This window comes from Devosia algicola (genome assembly GCF_028816455.1).
GTDB classification, from domain to species: domain Bacteria; phylum Pseudomonadota; class Alphaproteobacteria; order Rhizobiales; family Devosiaceae; genus Devosia; species Devosia algicola.
The window spans coordinates 3,213,235-3,227,841 of sequence record NZ_CP118246.1 but is presented as its reverse complement, the minus strand read 5'-3'; the positions used below and the strand labels follow the sequence as shown (position 1 = coordinate 3,227,841).

17 protein-coding genes are annotated in these 14,607 nt (G+C 55.9%); 2 read left to right on the top strand and 15 right to left on the bottom strand.

The genetic code is table 11. The annotated features are described in order from the left end of the window. Position 1 precedes the first annotated feature (1 nt). From PSQ19_RS17185 to wecB, 8 genes are all read right to left on the bottom strand, one after another. Positions 2-1,294 (bottom strand): hypothetical protein, encoded by a 1,293-nt coding sequence (locus PSQ19_RS17185; protein ID WP_282218740.1) that lies wholly within the window; start codon positions 1,292-1,294, stop codon positions 2-4. Between the two features lie 293 nt (positions 1,295-1,587). Continuing rightward, complete coding sequence (locus tag PSQ19_RS17180) at positions 1,588-2,397, bottom strand: Gfo/Idh/MocA family protein (RefSeq protein ID WP_282218739.1); 810 nt, start codon at positions 2,395-2,397, stop codon at positions 1,588-1,590. After that, on the bottom strand, positions 2,327-3,055 hold the full coding sequence (locus tag PSQ19_RS17175) for a zinc-binding dehydrogenase (RefSeq protein WP_407649176.1): 729 nt from the start codon (positions 3,053-3,055) through the stop codon (positions 2,327-2,329). Before PSQ19_RS17175 ends, PSQ19_RS17180 begins: the two co-directional genes overlap by 71 nt. Continuing rightward, on the bottom strand, positions 2,961-3,482 hold the full coding sequence (locus PSQ19_RS20025; RefSeq protein WP_407649175.1) for an alcohol dehydrogenase catalytic domain-containing protein: 522 nt from the start codon (positions 3,480-3,482) through the stop codon (positions 2,961-2,963). The genes PSQ19_RS17175 and PSQ19_RS20025 overlap by 95 nt, the downstream gene beginning before the upstream one ends. Positions 3,483-3,598: 116 nt before the next feature. Continuing rightward, positions 3,599-3,982 (bottom strand): UDP binding domain-containing protein, encoded by a 384-nt coding sequence (locus tag PSQ19_RS19550; protein WP_328517685.1) that lies wholly within the window; start codon positions 3,980-3,982, stop codon positions 3,599-3,601. Then, positions 3,972-4,226, bottom strand: coding sequence for a hypothetical protein (locus tag PSQ19_RS19545; protein ID WP_328517684.1), 255 nt, complete (start codon positions 4,224-4,226; stop codon positions 3,972-3,974). The genes PSQ19_RS19550 and PSQ19_RS19545 overlap by 11 nt, the downstream gene beginning before the upstream one ends. Further along, positions 4,189-4,860 (bottom strand): NAD(P)-binding domain-containing protein, encoded by a 672-nt coding sequence (locus PSQ19_RS19540; protein ID WP_328517683.1) that lies wholly within the window; start codon positions 4,858-4,860, stop codon positions 4,189-4,191. The genes PSQ19_RS19545 and PSQ19_RS19540 overlap by 38 nt, the downstream gene beginning before the upstream one ends. Continuing rightward, positions 4,850-5,971, bottom strand: coding sequence for a non-hydrolyzing UDP-N-acetylglucosamine 2-epimerase (gene wecB, locus PSQ19_RS17165; RefSeq protein ID WP_328517776.1), 1,122 nt, complete (start codon positions 5,969-5,971; stop codon positions 4,850-4,852). Before wecB ends, PSQ19_RS19540 begins: the two co-directional genes overlap by 11 nt. Positions 5,972-6,747: 776 nt before the next feature. On the opposite strand from wecB, the gene PSQ19_RS17160 reads away from it, so the two are divergent. Beyond that, on the top strand, positions 6,748-7,047 hold the full coding sequence (locus tag PSQ19_RS17160; protein ID WP_282218736.1) for a hypothetical protein: 300 nt from the start codon (positions 6,748-6,750) through the stop codon (positions 7,045-7,047). 87 nt (positions 7,048-7,134) lie between these two features. Here the strand turns inward: PSQ19_RS17160 and PSQ19_RS17155 are convergent, their stop codons facing one another. The 7 genes from PSQ19_RS17155 to PSQ19_RS17125 all read right to left on the bottom strand — a co-directional run bounded on the left by PSQ19_RS17155 (position 7,135) and on the right by PSQ19_RS17125 (position 13,554). Then, positions 7,135-7,890, bottom strand: a complete 756-nt coding sequence (locus PSQ19_RS17155) for an SDR family NAD(P)-dependent oxidoreductase (protein ID WP_282218735.1) — start codon at positions 7,888-7,890, stop codon at positions 7,135-7,137. A 66-nt stretch (positions 7,891-7,956) separates the two neighbouring features. After that, positions 7,957-8,172, bottom strand: coding sequence for a type 1 periplasmic-binding domain-containing protein (locus PSQ19_RS17150; protein ID WP_282218734.1), 216 nt, complete (start codon positions 8,170-8,172; stop codon positions 7,957-7,959). After that, positions 8,141-8,959 (bottom strand): substrate-binding domain-containing protein, encoded by an 819-nt coding sequence (locus PSQ19_RS17145; RefSeq protein WP_282218733.1) that lies wholly within the window; start codon positions 8,957-8,959, stop codon positions 8,141-8,143. Before PSQ19_RS17145 ends, PSQ19_RS17150 begins: the two co-directional genes overlap by 32 nt. A 41-nt stretch (positions 8,960-9,000) precedes the next feature. Beyond that, a complete protein-coding gene (locus tag PSQ19_RS17140; protein WP_282218732.1) occupies positions 9,001-9,999 on the bottom strand; it encodes an ABC transporter permease in 999 nt (332 codons plus the stop codon). Next, positions 9,996-11,000 (bottom strand): ABC transporter permease, encoded by a 1,005-nt coding sequence (locus PSQ19_RS17135; protein WP_282218731.1) that lies wholly within the window; start codon positions 10,998-11,000, stop codon positions 9,996-9,998. The genes PSQ19_RS17140 and PSQ19_RS17135 overlap by 4 nt, the downstream gene beginning before the upstream one ends. After that, positions 10,997-12,517, bottom strand: coding sequence for a sugar ABC transporter ATP-binding protein (locus tag PSQ19_RS17130; RefSeq protein ID WP_282218730.1), 1,521 nt, complete (start codon positions 12,515-12,517; stop codon positions 10,997-10,999). Before PSQ19_RS17130 ends, PSQ19_RS17135 begins: the two co-directional genes overlap by 4 nt. Beyond that, positions 12,517-13,554, bottom strand: a complete 1,038-nt coding sequence (locus PSQ19_RS17125) for an aldo/keto reductase (protein WP_282218729.1) — start codon at positions 13,552-13,554, stop codon at positions 12,517-12,519. Before PSQ19_RS17125 ends, PSQ19_RS17130 begins: the two co-directional genes overlap by 1 nt. A gap of 161 nt (positions 13,555-13,715) precedes the next feature. On the opposite strand from PSQ19_RS17125, the gene PSQ19_RS17120 reads away from it, so the two are divergent. After that, on the top strand, positions 13,716-14,603 hold the full coding sequence (locus tag PSQ19_RS17120) for a dihydrodipicolinate synthase family protein (RefSeq protein WP_282218728.1): 888 nt from the start codon (positions 13,716-13,718) through the stop codon (positions 14,601-14,603). The last annotated feature ends 4 nt before the right edge of the window (positions 14,604-14,607 follow it).

The window sequence follows — 14,607 nt, the reverse complement described above, 5'->3', positions numbered from 1 at the left end:
TTCAGTCTTCATGCTTCGAATGGGAGAGGCGGTTTCCATAGCCTATGATGGACCAGAACAATGCACCCGTAGCAGGTTCGTAGATGATAGGATAGACGAACATCCAACATGATAGGACCGTCATGCATACCAGCGCGCACTGCTCCTCGGCGCGCCGGGATCTAAGGACATCAGATACAATACGCCGGAACGCATTTGCCATCAAAATAACCATGACCCCAAGCATGACGATGCCACCCGTTAAGTACATCTCCATATAGGAGTTGTGAGGCAGAACGACATTGACGCCCGAGCCAAGGATTTCTTGGGCGGCGCTCCCCGCAATTCCGAAGGATAAGCCAAACAAAACCCCTATCGCATCGCGCCAGTGGTAAGAAGAGGCCTCCACGCCGGCAACAGGAACCTCGGATAATCCACCACCGAGTTGTCTGTTGGCTAAGTCGCCTATGACGGAGGGTTCGCCGGGAATATTCCCTAGGACTGATTGAAACGCGGTAATAAGGTAATTATTGGCGCCTAAACAAAACAAGACTGTCAATCCCAGAAGACCTGAAATAGTGGACCTGGAAATTATCCTGGACCTATCCTTCGTTGGCATAAAAATTAACATCCCCACGGCCAAGGCTAACCCCACGAGGGCAGCCTTTGATAGCGTCATGACAACAAACGCAACGGACACACCCGCAATAATAACGGATGCGATCATTCGCTTTGGGATTGTTACGCCAACGATAAAGCCGAGCACTGCGACCATTCCGCCAACATTCGGTTCCCCAACGACGGTCATGTAACGCACGAGGTCGGCGCGAATAGCAATGTAACTTCCGACAATGGCCTCCAGTGTGCCGCCATAATACTGGTAGATCATCGACAGAAATGCCACAGTAAGTACCAGCACATAAACAGCGAACACCTGCCCAATGTGCTTTTGGTCGGTGAACAATACCGAGGCGAGTGGTGCAACGATCATAACGTTTGCGAACCTGGCAGTGGCCGCCAACGCCAGTTGTGGACCAAAGAGAAGATATGTATTAACGCCCGCCCAAGCGACAGTGGCCGCCAAACACCAGATGAGCGTGGGTATTGACGTAATCAACCGAGGGCGGGCGTAAGAAACCAATACCAACACACCAACGAAAAGCGCAAACCTTCCTGTTGCTGCGAACGGAAACAGAGAGTAGCGCTGTAGCTGGTAGAGCGCCGAAGCCGCTATTGCCACGAGAAGTAACGCCCGGGAAATTTCTAGGATGCGGAGCGCTAATACATCATTGGATTTCCATTCAAGAACGTTCATTTTACTTGACCTACACTTTTATGTCAGTTCAGGCATGCTTGAGTTGAATTCCGACAGTGAACTAAGGATGGAAAATATTGAAAAAATCAAAAAAATATCCGGTGGCGCATTGCGAAGACCCGAAGCAAAACGGTGGGTGTACCTGTCGTTTGTTTCATACCGATCAAGCTTTCATTGCCTCGTCCACGCTAAGCGCGATCTTAGTGGCCTGAACCTGCTGCCAAAGTGGAATTGGCCAGGCGCCGCCGCTCTTAATGGCGTTGGCGAAAGCCTTGAGTTGCTGCTTTTGCCCCTTATCCGCCTTGCGGAGCCTCTATATTTTCACCTCGCGCTCCGACCAGTTTTAATGATCGATATTCATCAAGACTGAAGATGTTGCCGTCCACATAGATTTCCATTGCCTCTTTGGGAAATTCCGTTGAACCAGACGCCGTATAGGTCAATGTCGCAACCGTCCCGTCTCGGAATTGCATCGTAGCTACAAAATTGTCCGAAGCGGAATAGAACTCCGTCGCTGGGACAATCGATTTCGCGTCGACCGACAAGACTTCAGATTGAGTCACGAACGTGCACAAGTCATAAATATGGCACGCTTCACCGCGATTGCGCCCCCCTCCTTCCGGCCCATGAACCCAGTGATCGAGCGGTATGTATCCCGCATTCATCCGATAGTTGATGATCATTGGATTGGATCGTCCTGCCACACCAGCCGAAATTCTCTCGAGAAAGGGCGAAAAACGACGATTGAACCCGGTCAGCAGCAGCGGTTTGGGCTGGGCACCTCCCGAATAGAAGGCTTCGATCTCCGCAATCTCCGTCTGTTCAAGCGCCAGGGGCTTTTCAACCAGCACGTGCTTGCCGGCGCGCAGCGCATCCAGCGCCAAGGATGCATGTGTGTTGTGTCGCGTGGCAATAATTACCGCATCTATGTCCGGGTCGTGGAGTACCTCCCAATGGTCGGTCGTGCAATAGCTAGCGCCGAAACGCTTCGCTGTGGAGGCTGCATTGTGTCCGGTCTTGCTGGCGACGCCCCTAAGGCTCGAAAGTGTCTGCCATCTCGACCATATTGGGCAGGTGCATGCCCTTGGCAAAGCCGCCGGCACCGATCAGCCCGACACGAATGCGTCCAGCATGTTTCCTCGCCGCGACCCCAGGGATGTCCAACCGCCGCCGTGGTTGGACATCGTGGCCAAGTTCATAGGACAGCAAAACGAGCAGGGGTTTCTGAGGTCCGTTTTTCAGCGCCCCATAGGCATCCGCCGCTTTAGCAAGCGGATGAATTTCCGTGGCAAGGTTTGAAAGATCAACTAACCCGTCGGCAAGCAACCGAAAATACTCAGCCATGTTGCGACCTTCGGTCCAGCGCACATAGCCAATAGGGTAGTCCAACCCGCCTTGTTCATAGTGCTCATCGTATCGACCGGGGCCATATGACGACGAAATGAGAAAATCCAGTTCCTTGGCGTAAAAATCAGCACGGCTCAGGTCGAGTCCGACGTCGCCCACAAGGACAACACGGGCCTTCTTCCGACACATCTTAAAAGCCGCGGACACAATCTCGTCGGACTGGCTTGCAGCCGTAATGATCACACCATCTGCGCCCGTACCACCGGTGAGGCGGGCGACCTGAGTAATCTGGTCAAAATCGTCCGGGTGAATTCCCCAGTCAAGACCCATTGACTGCGCCATTGCAATGCGCCCGCCATCGACATCCACACCGATTACACGGCAACCGTTGGATCGGAGCATCTGTGCCGTCAGTTGGCCAATGAAGCCTAGCCCAACTACAACGAAGATTTCCCCAAGCGTTGGTGCCGCCCGCCGCACCCCTTGAAGAGCCTATCGCCCCCAGAGCCACCGTGGACGCGTCGGGAAATCCGACCGTATCAGGAATCTTGATTGCCAGATTAGTTGGAATACAGACAAATTCGGCATGGAACGCACATTGCGCTCCAGCGCAAGCAGCCCGGTCGCCAATCTTGAAATCGGCAACACCCTTACCTACCTCGACCACTGTTCCTGCGCCCGAGTAACCTGTCGGCAGTTCCACCGCCAAACGTTCTCGCACGAGGCGCACTGCATTGGATAGCCCATCCGTGCGAACTAGGTCAGCGACCTTCTGGACGTGCTTGGGCTGGTCAAGCACGCGTCGCACGAGCGAGCGACCAGTCGCCGTTACCCCCGACATCTCGGTTCCAACCGACACGCAGGAGTGGTTCATTTTAATAACGATAAAGCCGGGCTGCACCATTGGGGCAGGAACGTCCTCAAGCCTGACGTCGCCTTCACTGATGATCACCTGTTTCATAGCCAACTACCACGCGTGTCAATGACGGTTTTGCCCGCCAGCAACAATTGATCAACAGCCTTGAATTGCAGGTGGTCGACGAGCAGAACGACTACATCGGCCTGCGCCAACGCCTCCTCCAACCCCATCAGTTGGACGTGACCCTCAAGTGAGGCGGGCAGGCATTCGATGAATGGCTCGACCACCAAGAGGCGCTGGGACACGTCCTGTCGGGTGAGCATCTCAACAATCTCTAGCGCGGGACTTTCACGAAAATCATCGACATTTGCTTTAAAGGCCAGTCCCAGGCAGACAACTGTCACCTCTGCGCAGCGATCTGCCGCTTCCTTGACTGCCGAACTTACCTTATCCACCACCCAATTTGGCTTGTTATCGTTCACCTCCCGAGCCTGTTCGAATCAGCCGCGCCTCGTCGGGCGCCGCGTGGACGATGAACCAGGGATCTACAGCTATGCAGTGCCCCCCAACTCCAGGCCCCGGGTTAAGTATATTAACCCGGGGATGCCGGTTAGCCAGACCGATAAGCTCCCAGACATTAATGCCCAATTTGTCGCAGATCAGGGACAGCTCATTGGCAAAGCCAATATTAACATCCCTGAACGCATTCTCGGTCAGCTTGGTCATCTCTGCGGCGCGTGAGCCTCGTCACGATACACTCACCGCGTACGAATGTTTCGTAAAATCGCTTTGCCCTTGCTGAACAGATGGACGACACCCCGCCAATAACGCGGTCATTTTTCACAAGCTCGGCGATTATGCTGCCAGGTAACACCCGCTCCGGGCAGTAGGCAATGTTCACGTCCGGTTCCGATTCCGCGCTCGTTGGAAAGGTCAAGTCAGGTCGCGTGGACGACAACCATTCGACTAGTTTTTCGGTGGCTCCCACCGGTGATGTTGACTCAAGAATAATAAGGGCACCGGGCCCCAACACACCAGCAATGGAGTGTGCCGCTTGCTGGATATAGCTTAAATCAGGCTCATGCCCGTCCTTGAACGGCGTTGGCACCGCGATGATATAGACGTCCGCAGACTCGGCGCGCAATGTGGCACGTAGGCTTTCAGCCGCCACCGCCTTTTGGACCAACCCATCGAGGTCCTTTTCAACAATGTGGATTTCCCCAAGATTGATCATGTCTACGACCTTGGGATTCACATCCAGACCGACGACGTCGTGGCCGACATTCGCCAAAACGGCCGCGGTCGGCAGCCCGATATAGCCAAGGCCAACGACTGAGACCTTTAATTTATCAAAATTCATGGACGTCCAAAGTTCCTTCAATAATCCGAGCAATGCGATCAGCCGCATGCCCGTCGCCGTAGGGATTATGGGCTGCGCTCATAGCTGCATAGTAAGAAGCGTCTGCCAATAGACGTGATGCTTCGTCGAAAATGCGGTTTTCATCCACACCAACAAGCAGCACCGTGCCAGCCGATACCGCCTCGGGCCGCTCGGTGGTATCCCGCATAACTAGCACAGGCTTGCCCAATGACGGCGCCTCTTCTTGGACACCACCGGAATCGGTTATAATAATGTGGGACTTACTCATCAGGTCCACGAAAGATTGGTAGTCCATCGGATCAATGAGATGGACGTTCTTAACGCCATCAAGGAGCCGATGCACCGGTTTCATCACATTAGGATTTGGGTGGACTGGATACACGATGCTGACCTGTTTATTTTCCGCAAGCCGTTTTAACGCTCGACACACAGCCTCAATTCCATCCCCGAAATTTTCTCTTCTATGTCCCGTGACAAGGACGATTCTGGCGTCTTTTTGGAGCCCCGCGATGCTGGGTATCACACCGCCAACGCGCCCATCCCTACTCGATCGTTCCAAAACAACCGAAAGGGCATCGATAACAGTATTTCCCGTGACCCAGATTTTATTCGCAGCAACGCCCTCCGCAAGCAAATTGTCGCGCGCCGCAGCGGTTGGGGCAAAGTGAAGACTGGCGATCTGGCCTACATATCGCCTATTCATTTCCTCTGGCCAAGGGGAATGTATATCACCGGATCGGAGGCCAGCTTCGACATGACCGACAGCAATTTTTTTATAGAAGGCAGCAAGTGTTGCAGCGAATGCCGTGGTGGTGTCACCATGCACCAACACCAAATCAGGCCGCACCTTATCAATAACTAGAGAAATTTTCTGGATTATAGCACAAGTAATCGATTCAAGTGTTTGACTTGGCTTCATGAGGTCAAGATCAAAATCCGGTTGTATTTCGAACAAATTAAGAACTTGATCCAACATATTTCTATGTTGCGCCGAAACGCATACAATTACTTCGAGAAATTTTGATCCGTTCAATTCTTTAATAACGGGAGCCATTTTTATGGCTTCGGGTCGCGTACCAAAAACCACCATTATACGTCGGAAAATCATATACCGTCCTTGATTTGGCTAGAGCGCACGACCGAATTCGTGGCACGAATTCAAACTTCGATCAGAGGCGCAGCAGCCGCTCCCCGGTCTCCAGATGGTAAATAGATTTTTCGAAGGCTCTCAGTCTAGACGGCGCGCTTGGCCGAGTAAACGGTCATCACTTCCCCTTCAGTCAACCTGCACCTGTGTTCACCATATTGAGCAAGGCCTTCCGAAATTGTGTATGACGGTCCTCAGCCTAAAAATTCTCTGGCCTTGGCACTGTTAACGTGGACTGTTCCGAGGAAAACGGCATCCCGGCTCTCAATCAGTTCTCCATGGACATTTCACATCCAAACGTCTCATTTAGCGTCCGGATCAATCTGAATGGAAGTCTACGACACCCGGCGACAAGACTGATAAACACTTATCCATTTTCGATAGCTGATTGCTCTTTGATATCCCTCAACGGAAACGCTACATTTTCACTCCCACTACACTGCTACAAAACGCCATACAAGGCATTGAATTCATTGAGTTTCATATAATTCAATCCTGTCCGGCAGCACCAGTTTTCCCATTTGCATACCATGATCGGAAGGCGCGCGGTTGGGGCTGGGTGCGCGGTAAATTTGAGAGTTGTGTCAACTATCCAATTTTTATGGTGGCCGACAGCATGGCGTAATGTGGGGTCTGGCAGGTTGATTTTGCGGGCGGAAACTGGGCCGAACCTCCCCGGCTTTGACAGTTTTAGCGGCGCGGAAAAATGGAAAATGATCATGACCAAGAATTCATACTCTCGCAAGATTGCCCATGGTGCGGCGGCTTTGGCACTGTTGGTGGCTGGTGGATTTGCCTTTACCACACCGGCAAGCGCCAGCACTCAAAACTGCATGATGCTGGAAAACCCGCCAGTGTCGTTGACACAGGAACTGAGCACTGATGAGCAGTCTGCCATCAATGCGCGCATCACCCAGTGTCAGGAGGCCCAGGCCAAGACCCAGCAGGTCGACCAGCACTTTGCCAAGTCGACAGACAGGGACATGACGAGCACGCCGGCTTCTACAGTTCTGTACTAGCCAGTTCGAGCATTGATATGAGCCTTCGGGGCGCTGGAACATAATGTTCGGCGTCCCTTTTTTGGGCTGCATCCGGCGCTAGCGCCGCTAATACGTAGCGCGACCGCCGGAGAGATCGAAGGTTGAGGCGGTGGTGAAGGAATTTTCCTTGGTGGCGAGCCAGCAGATCATCGAGGCGGCTTCGGACAATTCGAGCATTCGCCCGCGCGGTATCTTGGAGAGGATCATCTTGAGGAAGTCGGGATCCTGGCTCATGGCCATGGTGGTTTTGGCGACGGCTGGGGTGACTGCATTGACCGCGATGTCGTATCCGGCCAGTTCCTTGCCCAACGATTTGGTCAGCGCCAGAACGCCAGCCTTGGTTGATGAGTAGGCGGGGGCATTGGGATTGCCCTCCTTGCCCGCGACGGAACTGACATTGACGATGCGACCATAATTTTGGGCGATCAGATGCGGCACGACGGCGTGGCAGACATTGAATGTGCCGATGAGGCCGATCTGGACCACATCATTGAAAGCTTCTGGCGGATATTTCCAGGTGGGAGCGTTGGGGCCGACGATGGCGGCATTGTTGATCAGTACATCGATCTTGCCGAATTTTTCCAGTACGGCGGTGACGCCTTCCCTGACCGCTGACAGGTCGGCAATATTGACATTGAGCCCCAAAAGACGATCCGGGCCGACACCAAGATTTTCCGCCAGCTTGTCGAGAAGCGCTGTGTCTATGTCCCAGACGGCAACCTTGCCGCCGCTGGCCAGAATGCGCTGGGCGACGGTAAAGCCAATGCCCTGCCCGCCCCCGGTGACGATGGCAACGCGGTCGTTGAAGTCATAGGTGTTCATGATGATGTTCCAAACGGGTAGGACCGACAAAGGCGCCGACACCAATGTGCCGGCGCCCAAGACAAATCAGAAGTCGAAATCGTCGATATTGTCGGCGTTAAAGGTCGTGAGTTCGGCCTGGGTGTTCATCACATTGTTTTCGCCAATAGTGATGGTGCCCAGTTCTGGAACCTCAAAGGTTGCGCCAACCTCGTTGTTGATGGTGCCATTCTTGACGCCAACAGCGAAGTAGGCCGCGAGCAGGCCTTCATTATAGGGGCTCCAGAGCCTGAACGGCTTCAACAGTACCGTCCTTGATGAAGGGCCGCATCTGGTTGGGGGTGCCCAAACCGGTCAGCTTGACTTCATCGGCCTTGCCGGCGGACTGGATGACCTGAGCCGCAGCGGCGACACCAACGGTGGTCGGCGAAATGATGCCCTTGAGGTCAGGATAGGTTTGAAGCAGGGCTTCGGCCTCGGTGGTCGACTTTTGTGGTTCGTCATCACCATAGACGGTGGCGACAAGATTCATGTCCTTGTATTTTGGATTGGTCTTGAGGCTATCGACCATCGCGGCAATCCATGTGTTCTGATCGGGCGCATCAGTGGTGGCCGAAAGAACCGCGATATCGCCCTTGTAGCCGATCATCGAGCCGACAAGTTCAATCTGTCCTGGCCCAGTCTTGGTGAAATCGACCGGCAGGATGGCCGCGTCGCGGTGCTCGTAATTGTCAACCAGATCGCCATTGACGGCCAAGACCAGAATTCCGCGCGAACGGGCACGATCAAGCACCTGGTTCATGGCGTCGGGGCTGTTGGGTGAAATGGCAATGACATCAACACCGCGCTGGGTCTGGGCGGTGATGAACGGGATTTGCGAAGTGGCTTCAGCGGTCGCCGGGGCGGCCATGGTGAATTCGCAATTGAGCTCCTTGCAGGCATCTTCGAAGCCAGCAACCAAGGAGTCGAAGTAGGGATTGCCAGTGTTTTTGGGAATATAGACGATGGACACCGGGTCCTGCGCCAGCGCGGCGCCAGAGATCAGCGCGACGCTGAGTGAAATTCCGAGAAGCAGCGATTTCTTGAACATTTGAGTCCTCCTGAAGTTGAAACGTCGTGCGGCTTTGGCCCTTACCTTTGGGTGCGGGCATAAATCGCGTTGGTCGCGATTATTGAAATGATGAGCAATGCGCCCATCACGATTAGCTGGGCGGTGATGGCGATATTGGCGACGGTCATGCCGGTGGCGATGATCACCAGAAGCCAGGATGCCAGAAAAGTGCCGAGGATCGAACCACGGCCACCGAAAATATAGGTGCCGCCGAGCATGACCATCAGCACCATTTGCAGTTCGCCGCCGGTGGCCATGTCGTAGCGCACCGAGGCCAGTCGCGAGGCGGTCAAGAGGCCACCGATGGAACTGGCAACGCCCATGGCCACGAACAGGCCAAGCTTGATGCGGCGCACGCGGATGCCGGCATGGATCGAGGCTATTTCGCTGGTGCCGACCTGATAGATCTGACGACCGACAACGGTGGTGCCCAGGATTGCGGCGAGCACGATGGATATAATCACAAACACAATGACCGGCACGGGCACATCAAGGATCAGACGATAATCGATGCCGTTGAACCATTGCGGGAATTTACCAATCGACCGATCACCTGCCAGAACCTGAGCCAGTCCACGATACAGGGTCAACGTGCCGATGGTGACGATGATCGAGGGGAGTTTGAACACAACCACCAAGATGCCGTTGAACAGGCCCATCAACACCCCGGTTGCCAGCGACGCGATCATGGCAAGGCCAATGGGCAGGCCTGCCTGATAAAGCGCGGCAAAGACGCAGGCGGAGAGCGCCATCATGGCGGCAGGCGACAGGTCGATTTCACCTGAAATAATGACCAGCGTCAGCACCAGCGCGATGATGGAATATTCCACATAGTAGGTTGAACTTTCCAGAATGAACTGTGCGTCGGAAAAGAACGGCGAGAGGTTGCTGGCAATGATGAATGCACCAACCAGCAGGGCGAAGGTCATGACTTCGGGACGGACCAGCACCACCTGCCACATCGGGCGCGCGTCGGCTGAATCGCGGGTGTGTTTTACAGTCTCGGTACGGGTGGTCATGCGGCACTCCTGGCTGCGGCCAATGCCCTGGCGCTGCGATCACGCACCGATTTGTCGATCAGCAGCGCGATGACGATGACCGCTCCGTAGATAACGTCCTGCCAGAAGGCGGAGACGCCCAGCAACGGCAGGGCAACGTTGACCATGCCCAGGAGAATGACCCCCAGAACCGTGCCCAGGACCGTACCGACGCCGCCATTGATCGAGACGCCGCCAATAACGACGGCTGCAATGACGGTGAACTCGAAACCGACGCCGGTGATGCCAGGATTCACGTAGCCAAAACGGGAGGCGTAGATGATGCCGGTGAGGCCCGCCAGAGCGCCAGACATGGTGAATACCAGAATGGTCAGGGGCACCACCTTGATGCCGCGCAGGGGTGCCGCTACCGGGTTGGAGCCCAGCGCATAAATCTGGCGGCCGAGCCGGACGTGATCGAGGAAGAAATACGTCAGGAGCGCAATGACAAAGGCGAGGATGACAATCCAGGGAATGCCAAATATCGGTGAGGTCTGGGACATTTCGATCAGCGATCTGGGGATATATTGCGGATCGACCTGACGAGCGCCGGACACGAGAAATACCAGACCCCGATAAAGGCTGAGCGTGCCCAAAGTCACAATGATCGAGGGCAGTTTGAACAGGGTGACGATGACGCCATTGACAAAGCCGAGCGCAGCCCCGCAGGCGATGGCGGCAATAATCGAGATGATGATCGGCACCTCGGGCAGATCCCGGAACATGATGCCGGCAATGATTGAGGAAAAGGCCAGGATCGAGCCGATTGACAGGTCGACATGGCGAGCAACCAGCACCATCATCTGGCCCATCGCGGCGATCAGGATCAGCGGAATGGCGAGCGCGATGATGCGCAGAGTTTCGAGCGTCAGGAATCGCGGCTGGATGGCGCCAACCACCAGCGCCAGCAAGACGATCATGACAGCGATTCCAGCCTCGCGCCGATGCAGCAATGTACTGAGGAATTTGGTGATCAGGCTCAAGCGGCGTTCTCCTGTGCGTGGTTGCCGGTCTTGGGCACGGCGGCGTGCATGATGGTTTCCTGCGTTGCGTCGGCGCGCACAAGATCAGCGGTCAGTTCGCCCTCGGCCATCACCAATATTCGGTCGCAAAGCGCCAGCAATTCGGGCAGTTCCGAGGAGATCAAGAGAATGGCGCGACCGTCGGCGGCGAGCTTGCCGATCATGTCGTAGAACTCGGCCTTGACGCCGATATCGATGCCGCGCGTCGGCTCGTCGAGAATGAGGATTTGCGGATCGGTATGCAGCCAGCGCGCCAGAATGGCCTTTTGCTGATTGCCGCCCGACAATTCGCCGATGGGCTGGCGAACCGAGGCCAGGCGGATACGCAATTGCTTGACCGATTCAGCGGTCAGCGCCTTTTCGATACTGCGGCTGATAAAGCCGCGCGGGGCGATCTTGCCCGGCACGGTGGCGGTGATGTTGTGTTCAACTGACAGCGTCTTGAAAATGCCGGCGACGGCGCGATCTTCGGGCACGAAAGCCAGGCCCAGATCAATGGCGTCGGATGGCTCGGCAATACTGACTTGTGCGCCATTGACGCTGATGGTGCCCGACTGGGCGGGGGCGACGCCGAAAATGGCGCGCGCCACGTCGGTACGGCCAGCGCCGACAAGACCGGCGAGCCCGACGATTTCGCCCTTGCGCACCGAAAAACTGATGTTCTTGAACGTGCCCGGCTGGGTCAGCCCGCTGACCTCAAGCGCCACCTCGCCGATCTCGCTGCCGGTCTTGTGGATGAGTTCGCGCAAGGGACGGCCGATCATCAGCTTGATGATATCTTCATCGGTGACATCGGCCACTTCAACCGTATCGACCAGCGCGCCATCGCGAAAAATCGTGGCGCGATCACACAGCGCTTGAACTTCTTCAAGACGGTGGGAAATGAAGACGATGGTCCGGCCCTCGTCGCGCAAGCGGCGGGCGATTTTGAACAGGGTATCAACTTCCTTGGGCGTCAAGGGCGCGGTGGGCTCGTCCATGATGATGAGACGGCTGTCGCTGGCGAGCGCGCGGGCAATTTCGACCATTTGCTGATCGGCTATGGACAGACCGCGCATGGGTTTTGTCACATCGATCCGGACGCCAAGCTGAGTCATCAAGTCTTTGGCGCCCTGCTCCATTTCGGCCCACGGCACCCGCCCCAACAGGGCGTTGTCGGAGCGACCGAGCACAAGATTTTCGGCCACCGACATGTCGGGAAAAGATATGGGTTCCTGATGGATCAGGGTAATGCCCAGCCGCTGGGCTACAATGGGATTATTGACCTCGACGGGCTGACCGTTAAGGGCAAGCGTGCCGCGTGTGGGACGGTGAACGCCGGCGAGAATTTTGGCGAAGGTGGATTTGCCGGCGCCATTTTCGCCGAGCAGCGCGTGAATTTCACCGGCCACAAGGTCCAGATCGACATCGCTAAGGACTTCAACGCCAGCAAATTGCTTGGAGATTCCACGCGCAGCAATCAGGGGAGCGTCGGCCATCAGTTTGATCCCGAAGGGGTTGGTGCCGCAGGATCGATCAAGGATTTTGCCTTGAGGTCTGACCAGAACGCAGCCGGAATATCGGATTGCAGCGAAGCAATATTCTGCGTGACTTCCTCGGGGCGCGCTGCGCCCGGGATGACAGCGGCAACGGCAGGATGAGCGAGGACAAATTGCAGCGCCGCAGCCGGTAAACCCACGGCATGATCAGCGCAAACGGCCTCGATATTGCGCACTTTTTCCTGAATGGCGGCGGGGGCGTTGTCGTAGCCATACTTTGTATCGGCGCCCGAACCGGTCACCAGAATGCCCGAGGCGAAGGGCGCGCCGATGATGACGCTGGTCTTGTTGTCGATACAGGTCTTGAGCCCGGCATGCAGGCTCGATTGATTGAGCAACGTATAGGGCATGGCCACGAGGGCAAAATCGAGTTGGACCTGGGAGGCTACTGTCTCCAGCGCTTCGCTGGTATTGATGCCCATGCCGTAGGCCTTGATGTCGCCCGCAGCTTTAAGCTCTTCAAGCGCCTTCATGCCGGTGGCGACCAGATCGCGCTGATGAGCGGCGAAGGCGTCGGGGGCATGATAGGCAGCATCCAGATCATGGATGACCAGCGCGTCGATAGTGTCGATAGCCAGTCGCTGCATCGCCTGTTGGTAGGAGCGCATGATGCCGTCATAGGAATAGTCGAACACGACCTCAAAATTGAGCCCGCCCACCCAGGGCGAACGGTCAAAATGGGCCGGATCGGCAGGCCGCTTGAGGGTGCGACCGACCTTGGTGGTGAGACAGAACTGGTCACGCGGCTGGTTGCGTAAAAAGCTGCCGACGCGATGTTCTGACAGGCCACGACCATACCAGGGGGCGGTGTCGAAATAGCGTACACCAGCGTCCCATGCCGCCTGCAAAGTTGCCTGTGAGCGCGCCTCGTCGACCTTGGCATAGAGTTCACCCAGATGGGCGGCGCCAAACCCGAAGACCGGTAATTCAAGCGCGGTTTCGCCAACTTTCCGGCGATCTGAGAGACTTGGCGCCATTGTACCCTCCAACGTCAATTCGCGTCGGTTCAATCCGTCGCATTCGTCTGGAATGCAATTTGTCAGACAAAAATTAGTTTGACAAGTGCCATCTGTCGCGCCAATCCTGAGGCCGGAAAACACGAACACGCTCGCCTGAACCGATGAGGAGATATCTCGCCATGGATATCAGCGGGACCTACCCGATGCTTTTTGCCTTTTTTGACGCCGCGAATAGCTTGCGCCGCGACGCCATTAGTCGGCAGATCAGCGCCGCGATCGCAGCGGGATCATCAGGCGTCGCCGTGTTGGGGCTGGGGACCGAAGTATCCAAGCTGAGCCGCGGCGAGCGCGAACAATTGATAGACTGGACCATCGAGGATGTTGCTGGCCGGGTTCCCGTGGCGGTAACCATCAGCGAAAGCAATGTGCTCGATATGATATCGGCGGCGAAAGCCGCGCGCGCTGCTGGCGCGGCGTGGTTGATCCTGCAGCCGCCGCGCCCACCGATATCGGGCGCTCAACTCGTCGCGTTTTTCGGCGAGGTGGCCGATGCTGTCGACGGCCCGATTGGCATCCAGAACGCACCCGAATTTCTGGGGGTCGGTCTGACGGCATCGGAACTCGTCGACCTCAACAAGCAACATCCGAACGTGGTGGTGGCCAAAGCCGAAAGCATGGCTCTGCATGTCGGTGACTTGATCGACCAGTTGGCAGGATGCATGCGGGTCTTTAACGGGCGAGCCGGGTTTGAACTAACCGACAATTACCGCGCCGGTGTGGACGGTATGATTCCAGGTATCGAAACCATCGACCTACAAGTCGGGGTCGAAAAAGCCATGCGGGCCGGGGATGAGGCTGAAGCCGAAAGGCTTTATCGACAGATGCTGCCTGCGGTCGGCTTTGCCATGCAAGGGCTCGGCCAGTTTGTGCTCTACGGCAAGCTGATCGCGGCGCTTCGATTGGGCATCGAGCCGAGCACCGATCGCCGACCCAGCAATATTGCCAGCCCTCGCGGTCTAGCCTGGGCAAAACGCTATGCGACCGAACTTGGTCCACTACCTGTCTGAATGG

What these genes read in the sequence shown, in the direction of transcription:
- PSQ19_RS17155 (WP_282218735.1), bottom strand. Translation starts at nt 7,890, where the DNA reads ATGAACACCTATGACTTCAACGACCGCGTTGCCATCGTCACCGGGGGC.
- PSQ19_RS17125 (WP_282218729.1), bottom strand. Translation starts at nt 13,554, where the DNA reads ATGGCGCCAAGTCTCTCAGATCGCCGGAAAGTTGGCGAAACCGCGCTT.
- PSQ19_RS19545 (WP_328517684.1), bottom strand. Translation starts at nt 4,226, where the DNA reads ATGACCAAGCTGACCGAGAATGCGTTCAGGGATGTTAATATTGGCTTT.
- wecB (WP_328517776.1), bottom strand. Translation starts at nt 5,971, where the DNA reads ATGGTGGTTTTTGGTACGCGACCCGAAGCCATAAAAATGGCTCCCGTT.
- PSQ19_RS17140 (WP_282218732.1), bottom strand. Translation starts at nt 9,999, where the DNA reads ATGACCACCCGTACCGAGACTGTAAAACACACCCGCGATTCAGCCGAC.
- PSQ19_RS17185 (WP_282218740.1), bottom strand. Translation starts at nt 1,294, where the DNA reads ATGAACGTTCTTGAATGGAAATCCAATGATGTATTAGCGCTCCGCATC.
- PSQ19_RS17120 (WP_282218728.1), top strand. Translation starts at nt 13,716, where the DNA reads ATGGATATCAGCGGGACCTACCCGATGCTTTTTGCCTTTTTTGACGCC.
- PSQ19_RS17130 (WP_282218730.1), bottom strand. Translation starts at nt 12,517, where the DNA reads ATGGCCGACGCTCCCCTGATTGCTGCGCGTGGAATCTCCAAGCAATTT.
- PSQ19_RS20025 (WP_407649175.1), bottom strand. Translation starts at nt 3,482, where the DNA reads ATGTCGGGGGTAACGGCGACTGGTCGCTCGCTCGTGCGACGCGTGCTT.
- PSQ19_RS17145 (WP_282218733.1), bottom strand. Translation starts at nt 8,959, where the DNA reads ATGTTCAAGAAATCGCTGCTTCTCGGAATTTCACTCAGCGTCGCGCTG.
- PSQ19_RS19540 (WP_328517683.1), bottom strand. Translation starts at nt 4,860, where the DNA reads ATGAATTTTGATAAATTAAAGGTCTCAGTCGTTGGCCTTGGCTATATC.
- PSQ19_RS17160 (WP_282218736.1), top strand. Translation starts at nt 6,748, where the DNA reads ATGACCAAGAATTCATACTCTCGCAAGATTGCCCATGGTGCGGCGGCT.